Source organism: Orrella sp. 11846 (assembly GCF_048820935.1).
Taxonomy (GTDB): Bacteria; Pseudomonadota; Gammaproteobacteria; order Burkholderiales; family Burkholderiaceae_B; genus Algicoccus.
The window spans coordinates 120,445-138,038 of the sequence record NZ_JBMERD010000005.1; the positions used below are offsets into that span (position 1 = coordinate 120,445).

Sequence of the window (17,594 nt, forward strand, 5' to 3'; positions counted from 1 at the left end):
ATGTCTGACAATGAGCACATGATTGAGCAAGACGGTGCAAATCAGGCACCAGTTCAGGTGCTGGGAATCAGGGAATCGCTTTGTGCGATGGTCGATGGTGAAATCCAGACTCAGGAAATGACGTTAACGGTTTCGCACGCCGAGACGCAAGATTGGGTGGCTTACCACCTGATTGGTGAGGTAATGCGCAAATCAGATGCATTAACACCTGTTTCACAAATGTTTGCCATACGGATGTCAGCAGCACTCGAGCGTGAGTCCGTGCATAGGCCAGAAATTGCGGTTACTCCAGAAGCGCAGCACCCGAGCGTTGAAACGTCGCCTTCACAAAATGGCTGGCGTCGTTGGTTTTCACTACCAACATTGGCAATTACAGCGGCTGTGGCTTCAGTTGTTTGGATCGTACAACCTATGATTGGCGATTCATTAGGTACAGTTTCACCCGTGCAGAACTTACAAGCATCGAGCCATTCGGTGCAGCCTTTACCCAAAGTTGCGATTGATGATTATCTAGATGCCCATCGTCAGCTGGCAGGACCGATCAATGTGCAGATGGCTTCGTATGTACCTGGAGTGGGTCAGTGAAACATCTTGTTCGCGCTTGGGTGGTATCCATATTAGTGACTAGTCTGACTGCGTTGATGTCGGCACCAGTGGTTGCTAAGCAGGACGATACAGCGCAAATTTTATTGAACATCCAAGATGCGGCTCGTAACTTGGATTATGAAGGTGTTTTTACGTACTATTTCAACGATCAAATGCATTCATACCGGATTGCACATCGACTGGATGGCGATTCGGAACGTGAGCGTTTAGAAGCCTTGGATAATTTTGTGCGGGAGTTTATCCGTCACGATAATGTCGTGACGTGTGTGCTCCCTGATCGAAAAGTCGTGTTGACAGAGGCGCGTAAGCGAGCCAGATTTCCAGCTTTATTGATGTCCATGCCATCAGACTTTTCAAAGTTTTATGAATTGGTCCGTAAGCCAGCACCTGGGCGTGTGGCGGGACGTGATTGTGTGGAACTCGAACTAGTCCCTAAAGATGCGTATCGGTCGGGTGTTCGCATTTGTGCAGATCAAGAAACTGGGCTGTTGTTAAAAGCGCAGGTCCTTGATGAGCAGGGTTTGGTTGCACAACAAGTGGTTTTTACGCAGGTTGTGATTAATGAAGATGTGAGTGATGCGGCGCTTGAGTCGAACTGGGTGACGCATGATTGGAAGAAAATCACCCAAGAACGAACACCTGTTGATTTGGAACGTTTAGGTTGGACCTACGATGCCCCACCAGGTTTCCATGTTTCGCAACAGACACGCCGTTTGTTCCAGGACGGTCGAGAAGTCGATCAATTGCTTCTAACAGATGGCTTAGCAAGTATTTCAGTTTTTATTGAACCTTATCAGGGTGATTTGAGTCAACACCAAATTACCGGTCTGCGACAAGGCCGCTCCGGTTATTTGTATGGCAAGCGTCTAGAAGACTTTTGGGTCATGGTTGTGGGTGATGTACCTGAAAAAAGTCTTTTATGGGTTGCTGATTCGATTCGACGCAAATAACCAACCAATGTATGTTGTCACAAAACAAGATCAGAACGGAGTTGATCATGTCAGAAGTTTTATTTTTTGAATCTAAAGAAGTTGTGACGAACAAAACGTCACGCAATCGCTGGTTTGCCATGGCTAGTGCATGCCTTGTGGCGATTGCTTTGATGCTATCGAGCATGAGCGTGATGGCGCGTAGTGCGGAATTAGCAGGCTTGCCAAACTTTGAGAGCATTATTGAGGCTTCTGAGAGTGCGGTGGTGAATATTCGAACTTCTTCGACTGTGCCGGCTATGCCGCAGGGCAGACAAAGTCCACATGGCCCACAAGATCCTTTTGAAATGTTTCGCTGGTTTTTTGGACCTGACTTCCAAGGACCAGGCATGCCCGCGCCCGAACAGCGTCGTGGCGCCCCTGAGGGCGGAGAGCGAAAAGTGCCCCGTGGTGTCGGTTCAGGCTTTTTTATCTCAGATGATGGCTCGATTTTGACTAACCACCATGTGATTGAGGGCGCTTCTGAAATTCTGGTGACCATGACGGATGGGCGCGAATTGAAAGCGAAGGTCATCGGTAGTGATGAGCGTACCGACGTTGCGCTGATCCAAGTCGATGCGAAAGATACGCCGAGTCTGCCTATTGGTTCAGATCAGAATCTGCGCAAAGGCCAGTGGGTGTTAGCGATTGGTTCACCATTTGGTCTGGAGTCCACTGTGACGGCTGGCATTATTTCTGCGCTTGGTCGTGATACGGGTGATTACCTACCCTTTATTCAGACTGACGTGGCTGTCAACCCTGGAAACTCGGGCGGCCCTTTGCTGAATTTAGAAGGCGAAGTGGTTGGTATTAACTCACAAATCGTGTCCAGAAGCGGTGGGTTTATGGGCATCTCCTTGGCTATTCCGATTGATGAAGCCATGAAAGTCGTGAGCCAGTTGCGTGAACAAGGTCGTGTTTCTCGCGGACGAATCGGTGTGCAAATTGGCGATGTGAATAAAGACGTGGCCGAAGCCAGCGGATTGGATGAAGCCAAAGGTGCCATGGTGACGCGTGTCATGCCTGATAGCCCAGCACAAAAAGCAGGTGTCCAAGCAGGCGATATTATTTTGTCTTACGATGGCAAGAAAATTGAAAAATGGTCTGATTTGCCACGCATTGTGGGTCAAACAAAACCCGGCAGCAAGTCAAAACTGGAGGTCTGGCGCAAAGGCAAGCGTGTGACACTTAAAGTCACCGTTGAAGAGATTCCAGGGACACAAACGGCAACAGAGAAAAATGAGTCAGACGACAAAACTTCTGCTGATGCTCAAAACACGGCATTAGGTTTGACCGTCGTTGATCTGGACGATAAAACACGTCAAGATAAAGATGGCGCAGAACCGCAGCAAGGTGTGCGTGTGATTGAGAGTACAGGTGTCGGTGCCCAAGCAGGAATTCATGCGGGTGATATTATTGTGACGATTGGTAATGATGATGTGACCTCTGCAAAGCAGTTTGTCGAACTTGTGAAGGCTCTAAAATCAGTTAAATCAGTTGGTATGATGATTGAGCGCGATGGACAAGCGCAATGGATACTTGTGCGTCCAGAGAAGGATTGATCCGTGTGCGATCGGTTAGCGGCTAAAATAGTCAGCTAACCGATCGCAGGCACGCAACGTCAGGAGCGTCCAGGCGCTCCTTTTTTATGTCGCGACATATTTTTATGCGACAGTTCACTTGTTTTGAATACGGGTTTATGCAGCATATTCGTAATTTCTCAATTATTGCTCACATTGATCACGGTAAGTCTACGCTTGCCGATCGTCTGATTCACCGTTGTGGTGGCTTACAGACTCGGGAAATGTCCTCTCAAGTTCTTGATTCAATGGATATTGAAAAAGAACGGGGTATTACGATTAAAGCGCAAACTGCCTCTTTGTCTTATGAAGCCAAGGATGGTAAGACCTATCATCTGAACCTCATTGATACCCCAGGGCACGTTGATTTCTCCTACGAGGTGAGTCGCTCCTTGTCTGCATGTGAAGGTGCGTTGCTAGTGGTGGATGCATCGCAGGGTGTCGAAGCGCAGACCGTGGCCAACTGCTACACCGCCATTGACTTGGGTGTTGAAGTGCTCCCAGTCCTAAACAAAATGGACTTGCCACAGGCCGATCCTGATAGCGCACGTGAAGAAGTTGAAGACGTTGTGGGAATTGATGCTTCAGAAGCGATTGAGGCCAGTGCCAAAACAGGGCAGGGGATCGATGAGATTCTAGAAGCCATCGTAGCCAAAGTGCCCGCGCCGCTCGGAGATCCGCAAGCCCCACTGCAGGCGCTGATCATTGACTCCTGGTTTGATAATTACGTCGGTGTTGTCATGCTGGTGCGTATTGTCAATGGCACATTGAAAGCGCGCGATCGTATTTTACTGATGGCAACCGGTGCAACACACCCAGCTGATCAGATTGGTGTCTTTACCCCAAAATCTGTCGCACGCGACCAGTTAAGTGCGGGTGAAGTTGGATTTGTGATTGCTGGGATTAAAGAACTGGAGCATGCCAAGGTCGGTGACACATTGACAACGGCGGCCAAACCTGCTGAAGAACCTTTGCCAGGCTTTAAAGAGGTGAAACCTCAGGTCTTTGCAGGCTTATATCCCGTTGAAAGTAGTGAATATGATCAACTGCGTGATTCATTGGAAAAACTAAAGCTCAATGATGCCGCATTGATGTTTGAGCCTGAAGTGTCACAGGCCTTAGGTTTTGGATTCCGTTGTGGGTTCCTGGGCCTCTTGCACATGGAAATCGTGCAAGAGCGACTCGAGCGCGAGTTCGATATGGATCTGATTACAACGGCGCCTTCAGTCATTTACGAAGTGACGCTGAATCAAGGTGAAACGATTACGGTTGAAAGTCCAGCCAGAATGCCGGATGTGGGACAAATTCAAGAAATTCTCGAACCCATTGTCCATGTCACCTTGTTTATGCCGCAAGACTACGTGGGTGCGGTGATGACTTTATGCAATCAAAAGCGTGGCATTCAGTTAGATATGTCCTATCACGGTCGCCAAGTTCACCTGCAGTATGATATCCCGTTGGCTGAAATCGTCTTAGACTTTTTTGACAAGCTTAAATCAGTTTCACGCGGTTATGCGTCGATGGACTATGAGTTCAAAGAGTATCGCTCAGCCGATGTGGTGAAAGTGGACGTTTTGATTAATGGTGACAAAGTCGATGCGCTATCAACCATTTGTCACCGTTCCAATGCCCGTTTCCGCGGTCGGGAAATGGTGTCTAAGATGCGTGAGTTAATTCCGCGCCAAATGTATGATGTCGCCATTCAGGCTGCCATCGGTGCAGAAATTATCGCCCGTGAAAACGTGAAGGCTTTGCGTAAAAACGTTTTGGCGAAATGTTATGGCGGTGATATCTCACGTAAGAAAAAGCTTCTGGAAAAACAAAAAGCGGGTAAAAAGCGCATGAAACAAGTCGGTAGCGTGGAGATTCCACAAGAAGCGTTCCTGGCCATCCTGCAAGTGGACGATAAGTAATAGGGGCTGGAGCACGTATGAGTTGGAATTTTTCATTATTGCTGTTTATTGCGTTGGTGATCACGGGCATCGTATGGCTGGTTGATCGTTTGTTTTTACGCTCAAAACGCGCTGCTGATGCTAAAACGCCCTGGTGGGTTGAGTACTGCGCGAGTTTTTTTCCAGTCATCGTGTTTGTGTTTGTGTTGCGCTCATTTGTGGTGGAACCGTTTCGAATTCCGTCTGGTTCGATGTTGCCGACTTTGAAGTCAGGCGACTTGATTTTGGTCAATAAGTTTACGTATGGCCTGCGCCTGCCAATTTTGCATACCGAACTGGTGGAGTTTAATAAACCTGAGCGAGGCGATGTCATCGTTTTCCGTTATCCGGTTGAACCCGATGTGGATTACATCAAACGCTTGATTGGATTGCCTGGTGATGAAGTGGCGTATTTGAATAAGCGTCTTTACATCAACGGTAAAGAAGTGCCGGTTCAGCGTGATGGCGAGTATTATGAGCCGGATCGTTTGGCGTATGCCTCACAGTTTATCGAGAACTTAGGGCCTGTCGAAAACAAGATTCTGGTTGATCAGCGCAGCCGACAAGATCTCAGACCCATCTGGCGTTACCCGTATCGGGATCAGTGTCAGTATCGGATTGATGGCATGGTGTGTACCGTCCCAGAGAATATGTATTTCATGATGGGCGATAATCGCGACAACAGTTTAGACAGTCGCTTCTGGGGATTTGTGCCTGCTGAAAACATTGTCGGAAAAGCATTTTTTATCTGGATGAACTTCTCTGAGCCCAGCCGTATTGGAAGCTTTCATTAAGTCGAATTAATCTGTTAGGACTTTGTCATGAAACTTTCTTCTTTACAAAAGGCTTTGGGGTATGCGTTTGCTGATATTAGTCTTTTGCAGCAAGCTCTGACACATCGTAGCGTAGGTTTTAAAAATAACGAACGTCTGGAATTTCTTGGAGATGCCATTTTAGACAGTTCGATTTCCGATTTGCTGTACCATCAATTTATAGGTTTGGATGAAGGTGATTTATCCAGAATCCGAGCCAGTCTCGTGAAAAAAGAAACGCTGGCTGATTTGGCACTTGAGTTAAAACTCTCTGACTTTTTAAAGCTCGGCGAAGGTGAGCTTAAAAGCGGTGGATTTCGGCGTCCTTCCATTTTGGCGGATGCATTTGAAGCGATTTTGGGGGCGATTTATCTGGATGGCGGTTTTGAAGCGGCGCATCAAGTGATTGCGCGTCTGTATACCCAACTAATTAATACACTCGATCCTAAAAAAGTTGGCAAAGATGCCAAAACCTATTTGCAAGAATACTTACAAGCTCGCAAGATGGCGATTCCGGTGTATCGTGTGCTCAATACACGGGGAGTCGCCCATGAACAACTGTTTGATGTGGTGTGCGAAATACAAGCACTGAATCTCAAGGTGGGTGCGACAGGTCCGAGTCGGCGTGCGGCAGAACAATGCGCAGCTCAAGACATGATGGCACTGATTTTGAGAGAGACTGAACAGTCTGATCAAAAACGAAAGCGTAAGTAAGCTAAGCATCAGTAATTTAAGTGCTAGTCATTTGTTTCTTAATCGATCACTAAAAAATTTAATGAATACTTCTTCTGTGACACGTTGCGGTTTTGTAGCTGTGGTTGGACGCCCGAATGTGGGTAAATCGACCCTGATGAATACCCTGATTGGTGCCAAGATTTCGATTGTGTCACGCAAAGCCCAGACGACTCGTCACCGGATTCATGGCGTATTGACCACGGATGACACTCAGTTCATTTTTGTGGATACACCAGGGTTTCAGACTCGTCATGGGGGTGCGATGAATCGAATGATGAATCGCGTGGTGACGCAAACTTTGTCTCAGGTCGATGTCATTCTGTTTGTTGTTGAAGCAGGTCGCTGGGGACCTGCGGATGAAAAGCTTCTGGAATTATTTAAACCCGGTATGGACGTGGTTCTTGTGCTCAATAAGGTCGATGCGGTTAAAAACCGCGAAACCTTGTTGCCATTTATCGCACAGGTTTCAGAGAAATTCGATTTTTCAGCCATTGTGCCTGTAAGCGCACAGTCTGGTTTGCAGTTAGATGCCTTGCTTCAGGAAGTGAGTCAACATTTGCCGCAAGGTGAAGCCATCTATGAAGAAGATGCGATTACTGACCGCCCTGTTCGCTTTTTAGTGGCGGAGATGATTCGAGAAAAGATTTTCCGCCTAGTGGGTGATGAATTGCCATACGGCTGTACGGTCGTGATTGAAGAGTGGGATGAGACTGATGCACGTGCGGTGATTAAAGCTTGTGTGGTTGTGGAGCGTGAAAGTCATCGACCCATCTTACTGGGTGCAAAGGGCGTACACATGAAACGTATTGCCACCGAAGCTCGTCAAGAAATTGAACGCTTACTAGAAAAATCTGTACATCTGGAAGTGTTTATTAAAGTTCGCAAAGGCTGGTCAGATCGTGAAGCCAGTCTTCGTGATCTAGGTTATGAGTAATCGACGCGGTTCAACACGAATTCTCGACGCACAGGCATTTGTTTTGCATGTGACACCTTGGCGCGAAACTTCCGTGATCGCTAAAATCTGGTCGCGTGAATATGGACTGATTCTGGCCGCAGCTAAAGGGGCCAAACGACCCTATTCTGGATTGCGCACGATTCTACAAACGTTTCAACCATTGCGACTGTCGTGGGCGGGGCGTAATGAGGTCAGAACTCTAACACAAGCTGAGATTGCAGGCTTTTTGGGAATGCCAGCGTCTAATTTGATGTCTGGATGGTATTTGAATGAATTGATCTTGCGCTTAGTGCCTCGAGAAGATCCGCATCCCTTATTGTTTGATGCTTACGAGCAGACGCTAGGTTTGCTTTCACAAAAAGCGCCTCTGAATCAAACTTTGCGACGATTCGAATGGATTTTACTCAGAGAGGTGGGATACGGATTGGATGGTCCGATGCCTGATTTTACGGATGCAGCTGACTTGGAAATAATTCGACCTCAGATCCGTGCGCGGTTGGATGATTCGCTCGCAGAGGCCCCGTTACAGAGTCGAATTGTGATGCAGGGGTTGCATCAAATTAGAAACTGATAGGCGTAAAAAATGCCTGCACCTAATAGTTGATGCAGGCAGCTTAGTGATTTATTTCTAACTAAGTCAACTAGATTCGCAATGCGATTAAGCTTGGTCCAGGTGTATTGTTTGCTCGTTTGAGTGCTTGATCAAACTCCGAAAGGGTATTGGCGACGACACCGGGCACACCTTGTGACTTGGCCATGCTGACCCAATCCAGTCCGGGACCTGATAAATCTAGCATTCGCGCAGCGTTTTCACCGGGCTCAGGGCCTCCCATGTTGTTGAGTTCACCACGAAGGATGCGGTATGAACTATTGTCAAAGATGACGACCGTGACATTGAGTTGCTCACGAGCCATGGTCCAGAGTGATTGCACAGTGTACATGGCAGACCCGTCACCCACCATCACCACGACGCGTCGATCTGACGCTGCAACGGCTGCACCGACGGCTGCTGGCAATGAAAATCCAATGGCACCACCCGTGATGTCGATGCAATCATGCGCGGGTGCATATGGCATTGCAGCGGCTAATGAGCGTCCGGATGTGATGGCTTCATCAACCAAAATGGCATTCTCTGGGATGGCGCCTGCAATCACCATGCCGATATTGCTTGCATCAGGTTTACCGTCGGTAAATGTCGGTGCTGGTAGATCAGTAGCCAGTTGTGCGGGAGTTTCTGAGGCGGCACCGACTAAATCGCACAGCGCTTCAAGTGAAGCATAGGCGTCGTGGGCGGGACTGGCCATTTGTGTGATGGTGCAATCAGCAGGTGCGAGTCGGCGTGGCTTATCAGGGTAACCAAAGAATGCAACGGGTTCCACAGCGCCAATTAAAACCAGTTCTTTGGTGCCAGCGAGCGCCTCAACGGCACCATCCACAGGAAATGGAATCGGTCGAACGTTGACACGTCCGCGTCCTCGCTCACTACGGCGGCTGCGTTGTTCAGCAAATAAGCGACAACCGGTTTTTGCGGCAATCTGACCCGCTAACCAAGTCGATTTCTCATACATGGCTTCGCCACCGAGAAAGAGCACAGTTTGTTTTGCCTGAACAGGATCAGACAGACGCTTAGCCAGTGCTTCAATGGTCTGCACCAGAGGTGCGGCATAAGTGAAAGCAGGTTCAAACGTGTAGTGTCCGGGATCAGCCGCCTCCCAGGCGCAGTTTGCGGGTAAAACTAGAGAGGCGATTTGACCCGGCTGGCTTTTTGCAATGGAAATTGCCCTAGCTGTGTCAGCGGCAGCTTCATTCGCAGTCACTGAGGTCTTAACCCAGTGTGACATGGGGCGTGCGACGGCTTCTACATCAGAGTTAAGCGGTGCATCGTTGTGCAAGTGATCCAGCGTATGTTGCCCAATCACATTCACAATGCCAGAACGTGCGCGTTTGGCGTTGTGAAGGTTGGCCAGTCCATTGCCTAATCCAGGTCCTAAATGCAGCAGTGTGACAGCAGGTTTTTCAGCAATGCGGTTGTAACCGTCAGCAGCACCCGTCACCACACCTTCAAAAAGACCAAGGATACAGCGCATCTCGGTCGCTTCATCAAGCGCTGCCACAAAATGCATTTCAGAAGTGCCTGGGTTTGCAAAGCAGACATCGATATTGCCGGCTAGCAACGTCTTGACCATAGCCTGTGAACCGTTCATTGTAGTGTTTTCTCCTTTGAATCGTCGTTTTAAACAGCAATACCGAATTGGGGTGATTGTCTGTTGTTTGTAATGTATCTCAATTGCTCACAATACATCATTGACGGTGTACTTAGTGACTTTGATAGAAATAACCGAATGGTTAGTGCGCCCAGCCTGTAAGATGTCATCAAAACCTATCGGAGGAGGTGGGACTCATGGAAAAACCTTTTGCATTAGTAACAGGCGCGAGTCGCGGAATTGGTCGCGCAATCGTTAAGCGACTCATCGATGATGGCTATGAAGTGCTGAACTTTAGTCGCACACCGAGTGAAACGCCATTGAAGGGTGAATTTTTTGAATCGGTTGATTTGATGGATGCCGATGCTACTCAACAGGCGATTGAGCATTGGCGGGATCAGCGTGAAATTGTGCGCTTGGTTAACAATGCCGGCATGATTCATGTGGCCGCTGTGGAGGATGTCACGGTTGCCGAAGTTCAGGATATGGTGAATTTGAATCTGTTGGCACCGATGATTTTGACGAAGGCACTCATTCCAGCTTTTAAAGCGCAAGGGATGGGACGCGTCGTGAATATCGGTAGTCGGGCGGGGTTAGGTAAGGTTGGGCGAACCGTTTATAGCGCTACAAAAGCAGGTTTGATCGGCATGACACGCACTTGGGCATTGGAACTGGCCGCTTATGGTGTGACGGTGAATTTGGTTGCGCCTGGTGCGATTGCGACCGAGTTGTTTCGTGATTCCAATCCAGACGATTCACCCCAAACGCAGGCGCTTAAAGCAGCGGTTCCTTTGGGACGGATTGGTAAACCGGAAGAGATTGCGCACATCGTCGCTATGTTGCTCGATGATCGGGCTGGTTATACCACGGGACAGGTGATATATACCTGCGGTGGATTGTCCGTGGGTCAGGCTGCCAATTAGGATTTATTTGGACTGGTGTTGTATGAAAGACTGGCAGTTCACTTTTTAGGCTGACCAGTCTTTCATATGAGCCTGCAAATGTCGAATGATAAAGTCACTGAGGGCTTGTGCGGCTAGGCTTGGATATCGTCCTCGAGAAGCCATCAGATAAAGTGAATTGCCTGCATCGGCACCCGAGATTTGATAGTGTGGCAAGACTTCAACCAATTCACCCGATTGCAGTTTTTCCCAGATGGCGTATCGCGGTAGAACCGCGATTCCCATGCTGGCCTGAACGGATTGCACCAGAAACGGATAGTCACCTGACTGTAGTCGTGGGACGAATTTGATTGGAATGCTCTGATCGTAGCGACCAAAGTGCAGGGTGACCTCTTTACCAAAAGCTGCTGGCGTAATCCAGGCTTTCTGAGTGAGTTGTTCAGGCGTCTCAACACGCCGTATTGTTTGGAAATACGCGGCACTCGCACACAAACACCATTGAATATGGCCGATTTCTGACACAATTTCGGTGGTTTTGAGGTTGGTGGCGATTTTTAATGCGATATCCACATCGCTGCTGATCAGATCCGCAATATGATCATTAATATTGACGCGTAAACGAATTTCAGGATGTTCGCGGGCAAAATCGAGTAAAAGCGGAGCGAGATATAAGTGCCCTAGACCTGTAGGCATTCGTACCCGTACTTCGCCTCGAATTTGTTTACCAAGTTCATCAATAGCCGTGAATGCTTCACGAGACTCTTGCTGCATTTTAAGTACATGTTGAAACAGAATTTGGCCAGCTGGTGTGAGTGCATGCTTACGAGTTGTTCGATGAATTAGCTCAACGCCAAGTGCTGTTTCTAACATCTTAAGTTGATGTGACACATTGGCACGAGTCATTCCACTATCACGTGCGGCTTGTGCCATCGAACCAGACTCCACGATGAGTGCAAAGAGTTGTAGACGTGACCAATCCAGATTATTGGCAAATTTCATTTGACAGTCAGTATAAAAATTAGCGTATTGTCATAAGAAGTATTGCATATTAAGATGATTTACGACATATAAGGAGACATCAGCATGGTTAAACCATGGCGAAAAATTCGTGTGCTTGATTTGAGTCAAGGTATTGCAGGCCCTTATTGCGCGCAAATTATGGCCTCACAAGGCGCCGAAGTGATCAAGGTTGAGCCACCGAGTGGTGATTGGGGACGTTTTGTGAGTGCCTCACATGGTGATCACAGTGCATTATCGCTGCAGTTTAATCAAGGCAAATTAGGTGTCGCTCTGGACGCCAAACACCCTGAAGGGCAAGCGCTTTTAAAGAAATTGGTACAAAGCTGTCAGGTTGTTGTGCAAAACTTCAGACCCGGTGTCGCAAAACGTCTGGGTGTTGATTATGAAACTTTGAGTCAGACGCAGCCCGACGTGATCTGTGTATCAATTAGTGGTTACGGAGATGAAGGGCCTGCGGCGGAATTGCCTGCGACGGATTCAGTCATGCAAGCAGATTCTGGTCTGATGTATATGAACCGCACTCCCGATGGTCAACCGCGCCGTGTTGGGATGCTGATGGTTGATGCCGCGACGGGCATGTATGCCGCGCAAGCTTTGGCTGCTGCGCTGTACGTTCGGCTAGAAACGGGTAAAGGCTCTCATGTGCAAACGAGTCTGTTTGAAGCAATGCTGGCGTTTCAGGCCATGGGGCTCACTGAGCACAAGATGGCTGGACCACGTCCAGTCGAAGCGGTTAGTGCACCCAATGGTGTATTTCAAACAGCGACAGGTCAACTGAGTGTCGTGACACTCAATAACTCGCAATTTGAAAAGCTCTGCCACGCGCTTGATAAGCCAGAGTGGATTAAAGATGTGCGTTTTATGACAAATGATGTTCGCATGCAGCACAGGGCGGTTTTAGACGGTTTGATTGATGAAGTGCTGAGTCAAGCATCGACTGAGTCTTGGGTTGAACGCCTAAATCAGCATGAGGTTTTGCATGCCGTTATTCAGGACTATGACTCTATTTTTGAGCATGCTCAGATTGAACATCTGCAGCCATTTCATTGGCAGCATATTACAGGTTTGCCGGCGATTCCAGTGGTGGCTTCGCCATTAGCAATTTATCGAGCTGAGGCGCTTGGAATCGCCCCCGTGATTGGTGAACACACGCTCGAAGTCTTGAGTCGTCTAGGTGTGGATGCGCAACATTTGGATGCGTTATGTGAAGCGGGCATCTTAAAACAAGGAGCAGCATTGTGATGAAAGCGATAGTGTGTCAGTCTTTTGGGGATCCTAGGCAAGTTGCTAAGGTTGAAGAGCTTCCGATGCCAGGTGCGCCTGCGCACAACGAAGTCACGATCGATGTGGCTTATGCCACTGTGAGTCATGCCACTGAGTTGCTGATCCGTGGCACGTATCAATCAGATCCACCGCTTCCTTTTAGCCCCGGGACGGAAGTCTACGGACGGATTGTTGCCTGCGGTGCGGATGTCGTGGGTTTGAAGCCAGGCGATCGTGTGGTCGCGATGCGACGCTGGGGTGGATACGCGCAACGAATTAACTGTCGTGCAACAACGGTTTATCGAGTGCCTGAAGCTTTGAGTTGGCAACAAGCCTTGCCGCTTCCACTGTCTTATGGGACTGCGTATTCAGCCCTAGTATGGAAGGCCCAGATCACACCACAAGATCAAATCGTTGTTCTAGGTGCTGGTTCAGGTGTGGGTCTGGCTGCAGTTGAAATTGCAAGCACACTTGGTGCACAGGTCATTGCGGTGGCCAGCTCCGAGGAAAAGCGTCAACTGGCCAGAGCTCATGGTGCACATCTTGCCTTGTCTTCGGCTGATGAGAACTTGGTACAGAAAATCAAAACAGAAACAGAAGGGGGTGCCAGCATTATTTTTGACCCCGTAGGCGCACAACTCATGGAGCAAGTGTTTAAAAGCACGGCTCAAGGTGCCCAGATTCTGAGCATTGGTTTTGCTGCGGGTCGTCCTCCCAAACTCCCACAAAATATCATGCTCGTAAAAAATCTGACTTTGCATGGTTTTTTCTACGGCCAATATATTGGTTGGACACCTACCGATCAAAGTGTGCGGTATGAAACGCAAATGCGCGGCATGATGCGCGCACTCCAGCAATTGGCAATCGATGGTCGGATCCGACCCGAGATTGTCAAAACTTATGAAATCGATGCGTTGTGTGCTGCGCTAGATGATTTAAACGAACGCCGTGTAACCGGAAAAATAGCAATCACAATCAATGGAGACCTTGAATGAACGTATTTAAATTAAATGTTCGCAAAAGCATGTTGCTGGGCGTAGGTGCATTACTGGCAGTGATGCCAGCTTTAACCACCTTGGCATAAGCTGCGGGTGATTACCCAAATAAACCGATTCGTCTGGTGGTGCCATATCCACCTGGTGGCCCTACGGATTTAACAGCACGTGTGGCAGCGGCGGAAATGGCCAATATCTTGGGTCAACCGATTGTGATTGATAATCGGGCTGGTGCGAGCGGCATGATTGGCAGTGATGTGGTTGCAAAAGCTCAGCCTGATGGTTACACCTTCTTAGCAAATGCGTCGATTCACGTGATTAATCCAAGCGTTTATTCGAAAACGACGTTTGATGCTCTGGAAGATTTTAAACCTGTCACGCAACTGGCCCAGGTGCCATTAGTCTTGGTCGTGCCTGAGTCTTCTCCGATTAAAACCGTACAGGATTTGGTGGAATACGCCAAGAGCAAACCTGATGGTCTGAACTTTGCTTCATCGGGTAATGCGTCCGCGCCTCATTTGGCAGGTGAGTCCTTTAAGCGTTTGGCAGATATTGAGATCAAACACATCCCCTACAAAGGGAGTGCCCCAGCGCTACAAGACTTGGTCGGTGGTCAGGTCGATCTGATGTTTGACTCGATGCCTTCAGCGACACCTTTGATTAAAGCGGGTAAGTTGCGTCCGATTGCGGTGACAACCCTGAAACGTGCGCAAGCAATGCCTGATTTGCCCACAATTGATGAAAGTGGCTACCCAGGCTTTGATATGGCCACTTGGTATGGGTATTGGGCACCAAAAAATACACCCGATGAGATTGTCGAAGCACTTTCGCAAGCTGCTCAAAAAGCACTGAAAGACCCGAAGGTTGCTGAAAACTACCTGCAAATGGGTGCTGAACCTGTCGGCTCAACACCTCAGGAGTTTGATGCGTACAACCGCGCTGAATTCACAAAATGGGGCGAGATTGTGAAAGCTGCAGGTGGTGAACTACTCGCCGCTAAAGCAGCGAGCTTCCAAAACAACAGCTAAGCTGCTATTTTTTCTTTTTTGACGCTTCTTTGGATGCGGCTAACATTGCTTTGCGCTTTGTTAGTCTGACGCTTTCCTCCACGCCCAGTATCAGAGAGCGGCATTAGAACCCCTTTCTCTGACAACACCGTTCCAGTGTCCTTAATTAACCTGATTGCTCTTTTCTTAATCACCATCGATGCGTTTTGATCGGCATTGTCAGCATGTTCACATTGACCGCATTGAAACTTTGATTGAGTTTTGCGGTTGTCTGGGTGAGTATAGCCACACTGGGCGCACTCCTGACTGGTGTAATGGGGAGCAACTTTAAAAACTGCTTTACCTTCTTTGTGTGCTTTGTAACTAATGCAGACTTCGATTTGATGCCAGCCGACGTTTAAGATCGCCTGATTTAAGCCTGCTTTTTGACTGGCATGATTCGGCAGATATTGACCGGCTTCATTTTGCTGAGGGGCTGGTCTGCGAGTCATGTTAGAAGTTTTTAAGTCCTCTAGCACAATCACTGTTTCTTTTCCATCGACGATGGCTCTGCTCGTTTGATGCGCAAAGTCATTGCGGATATTGGCTTTCTTAGCCTGAGACTTTGAGAGCTTAGACTTCGTTTCGTTTCTGTGGTTCGAGCCTTTCGTTTGCCTAGAGAGCCTACGCTGTAGCCGCTTTATATATCGTTCAGACTCGCTTAAGTTTTTCTTTTGCCCTTCGCTGAAATCAAACGACTTTTCGCCGGCTTGGACAGGAATCGCAACACCTCGATCAATGCCGATGGTGTTTTGCTCTAAATACTCGTCTGATTCATCACGTAGGTAATCCAAATGCTGCTGATTGGTTTTTAAACCAACCGCATCAAAGCCATCCTCATAGCAAAAGGAAATGCTGTAACGTCCTCTTTCTTTACGGATGTAGATGGATTTAGGGGTGTTGAAATTGGCATGCTTTTTGAATGATAGGTAACCAATATTATTGGTTTTTGAGCCAATGAAAAGACGGATATTCCCGTCGGAGCAATATTCAAAACGGAATAATTCTCTTGTGAGGTGAATGCTCCCCCTGTCTGATTTTGACTTTCTTTTGGGTCTGCCGCACAAGCCTTTCATAAAATTGAAATAAGTATTGCACCAATTGGTCGCACTATTTCGAATGATTTGGCTAGGGCAGTCATAGAGCCAAGGCGTGAGCTCTTTTGACTTGAAGTGGGCTGCCTTTTTATCAATCGGGGCGTAAGTTCCTATTGGATAATACTTGTTCGCAAAAGTACGATGATATAGCTCTTCATCCACTTTTGCATTCCAGATCAAACGCGCGCAACCCATCCATTGGCTAAGCACTTTCTTTTGCTCAGGCGTTGGATGGGCGTGAAGTTTGATACCAACAAGCATGATCCTCTTTCTTTAGCTGACTCAGTCGCATCATTTTACTAAAATATTACGCATCATTCAATCAACCCTTATGCAAAGAAATGCAACTAAAGGACAGTCATATCATGTGATTATAAGAATTATGCGCATCTAGCATTTACCATGAAACACAGACGGAAAATTTTAACAAAAGAAATGCCAGAGTACCTTTCAGGTATATTCATGAAACCTTGTGAGCAAAACGCCCCTCCTAGCGAAAAGTCATTGAGAGCGGCTAAAGCCGCTAACAAGTCAAAAACCAACTCGCTTGCTTGACTCGCACATGAATGAACGAGGTTGCGCAAGCAATTCGCTCAAATCGATTAAACAGTTGATTTGGCCTTATGAGCCAGAATCCATCTGACCAAGAAAAACACCCGATGCACTGATGCAATCGGGTGTTTTTTAAAGGCTGTGTTTGGGTCAAGCGTTCGGATTAATCACGCCCGCCAAAGATGCCCAGCAAAGCCAGTAAATTAGCAAAAATGTTGTAGACATCCAGATACACCGCCAGCGTGGCTGTGATGTAGTTGGTTTCGCCACCGCGGATGATGCGCTGCAAATCAACCAGCAAAAAGGCCGAGAAAATACCAATGGCCAATACACTGACTGTGATCATCAAAGCAGGTAACTGCAAAAAGATGTTGGCTAGCGCTGCGACCAGAATCACCACAACACCGGTAAACAACCATTTTTGCAGACCGCTTAAATCGCGTTTAACGGCAGAGGCCATCGTCGCCATGGTGGCAAAGACCGCAGCCGTGCCACCAAATGCCAGCATGATTAATTGCGAACCATTGCCAAAGCCCAGAACGAAGCCGAGCATTCTGGAGAGCATGACACCCATAAAGAATGTGAATAATAGGAGCAGGCCTACACCAGCTGAACTGTTTTTGTTTTTCTCGATGGCAAACATCAGACCGAAAGCGCCGACCAAAAAGATCACGACGCTCAGGACAGGGCTTGTGGCCATGATCTGATTGAGTCCCGTATATAAGCCGAGTGCGGCTCCTAAAACGGTAGGCACCATTGAGATGGCCAGAAGCCAGTACGTATTGCGTAGTACTTTGTTTTGTGCGTTGGCCGTGGATGTTTGAGAAAAGCGGCCTGGCATCGTATTGCGATAGTCGCTCATAAAAATGTCGTCCTTTTAATTTCTGTTTAAAGTGTGTCGCTACAAAGTTGAGTTGGGATCACTTTG

The 17,594-nt window shown here is 48.0% G+C and carries 16 protein-coding genes; 12 read left to right on the forward strand and 4 right to left on the reverse strand.

All coding sequences use genetic code 11. From position 1 onward, the window contains the following. The 8 genes from ACOI06_RS05810 (at position 1) to recO (ending at position 8,158) form a co-directional block, all read left to right on the forward strand. Complete coding sequence (locus ACOI06_RS05810) at positions 1-585, forward strand: sigma-E factor negative regulatory protein (RefSeq protein ID WP_420661579.1); 585 nt, start codon at positions 1-3, stop codon at positions 583-585. Beyond that, positions 582-1,556 (forward strand): MucB/RseB C-terminal domain-containing protein, encoded by a 975-nt coding sequence (locus ACOI06_RS05815; protein ID WP_420661580.1) that lies wholly within the window; start codon positions 582-584, stop codon positions 1,554-1,556. The genes ACOI06_RS05810 and ACOI06_RS05815 overlap by 4 nt, the downstream gene beginning before the upstream one ends. Before the next feature lie 47 nt (positions 1,557-1,603). After that, a complete protein-coding gene (locus tag ACOI06_RS05820; protein WP_420661581.1) occupies positions 1,604-3,136 on the forward strand; it encodes a DegQ family serine endoprotease in 1,533 nt (510 codons plus the stop codon). Between the two features lie 137 nt (positions 3,137-3,273). After that, entirely contained in the window at positions 3,274-5,067 is a 1,794-nt protein-coding gene (gene lepA, locus ACOI06_RS05825) for a translation elongation factor 4 (RefSeq protein WP_420661656.1), read from the forward strand. A 17-nt stretch (positions 5,068-5,084) separates the two neighbouring features. Beyond that, positions 5,085-5,879, forward strand: coding sequence for a signal peptidase I (gene lepB / locus ACOI06_RS05830; RefSeq protein ID WP_420661582.1), 795 nt, complete (start codon positions 5,085-5,087; stop codon positions 5,877-5,879). 27 nt (positions 5,880-5,906) lie between these two features. Then, positions 5,907-6,611, forward strand: a complete 705-nt coding sequence (gene rnc / locus ACOI06_RS05835) for a ribonuclease III (protein WP_420661583.1) — start codon at positions 5,907-5,909, stop codon at positions 6,609-6,611. A 61-nt stretch (positions 6,612-6,672) separates the two neighbouring features. After that, positions 6,673-7,566 (forward strand): GTPase Era, encoded by an 894-nt coding sequence (gene era / locus ACOI06_RS05840; RefSeq protein ID WP_420661584.1) that lies wholly within the window; start codon positions 6,673-6,675, stop codon positions 7,564-7,566. Further along, positions 7,559-8,158 carry a DNA repair protein RecO gene (gene recO / locus ACOI06_RS05845; RefSeq protein ID WP_420661585.1) on the forward strand — a complete coding sequence of 200 codons (600 nt, stop codon included), beginning with the start codon at positions 7,559-7,561 and terminating at the stop codon, positions 8,156-8,158. Before era ends, recO begins: the two co-directional genes overlap by 8 nt. 70 nt (positions 8,159-8,228) lie before the next feature. Here recO and ACOI06_RS05850 read toward each other — a convergent pair whose 3' ends face one another. Beyond that, complete coding sequence (locus tag ACOI06_RS05850; protein ID WP_420661586.1) at positions 8,229-9,791, reverse strand: acetolactate synthase large subunit; 1,563 nt, start codon at positions 9,789-9,791, stop codon at positions 8,229-8,231. Between the two features lie 197 nt (positions 9,792-9,988). Here ACOI06_RS05850 and ACOI06_RS05855 point away from each other — a divergent pair, with 197 nt between their 5' ends. Next, entirely contained in the window at positions 9,989-10,714 is a 726-nt protein-coding gene (locus tag ACOI06_RS05855; protein ID WP_420661587.1) for an SDR family NAD(P)-dependent oxidoreductase, read from the forward strand. 45 nt (positions 10,715-10,759) lie between these two features. On the opposite strand, the gene ACOI06_RS05860 is transcribed toward ACOI06_RS05855, so the two are convergent. Continuing rightward, on the reverse strand, positions 10,760-11,692 hold the full coding sequence (locus tag ACOI06_RS05860) for a LysR family transcriptional regulator (RefSeq protein WP_420661588.1): 933 nt from the start codon (positions 11,690-11,692) through the stop codon (positions 10,760-10,762). Between the two features lie 84 nt (positions 11,693-11,776). On the opposite strand from ACOI06_RS05860, the gene ACOI06_RS05865 reads away from it, so the two are divergent. From ACOI06_RS05865 to ACOI06_RS05875, 3 genes are all read left to right on the forward strand, one after another. Beyond that, on the forward strand, positions 11,777-12,955 hold the full coding sequence (locus ACOI06_RS05865) for a CaiB/BaiF CoA transferase family protein (protein WP_420661589.1): 1,179 nt from the start codon (positions 11,777-11,779) through the stop codon (positions 12,953-12,955). Continuing rightward, positions 12,955-13,971, forward strand: a complete 1,017-nt coding sequence (locus ACOI06_RS05870; protein ID WP_420661657.1) for an NADPH:quinone oxidoreductase family protein — start codon at positions 12,955-12,957, stop codon at positions 13,969-13,971. Before ACOI06_RS05865 ends, ACOI06_RS05870 begins: the two co-directional genes overlap by 1 nt. A 128-nt stretch (positions 13,972-14,099) precedes the next feature. Further along, positions 14,100-14,999, forward strand: a complete 900-nt coding sequence (locus ACOI06_RS05875) for a Bug family tripartite tricarboxylate transporter substrate binding protein (RefSeq protein ID WP_420661590.1) — start codon at positions 14,100-14,102, stop codon at positions 14,997-14,999. On the opposite strand, the gene ACOI06_RS05880 is transcribed toward ACOI06_RS05875, so the two are convergent. Both ACOI06_RS05880 and ACOI06_RS05885 read right to left on the reverse strand, forming a co-directional pair. Further along, positions 14,996-16,375, reverse strand: a complete 1,380-nt coding sequence (locus ACOI06_RS05880; RefSeq protein ID WP_420661591.1) for an RNA-guided endonuclease InsQ/TnpB family protein — start codon at positions 16,373-16,375, stop codon at positions 14,996-14,998. The genes ACOI06_RS05875 and ACOI06_RS05880 overlap by 4 nt on opposite strands. Positions 16,376-16,829: 454 nt before the next feature. Continuing rightward, the gene (locus ACOI06_RS05885) at positions 16,830-17,507 is read right to left on the reverse strand and encodes a Bax inhibitor-1/YccA family protein (RefSeq protein ID WP_420661658.1); all 678 of its coding nucleotides are present in this window, start codon (positions 17,505-17,507) and stop codon (positions 16,830-16,832) included. Positions 17,508-17,594 lie beyond the last annotated feature (87 nt).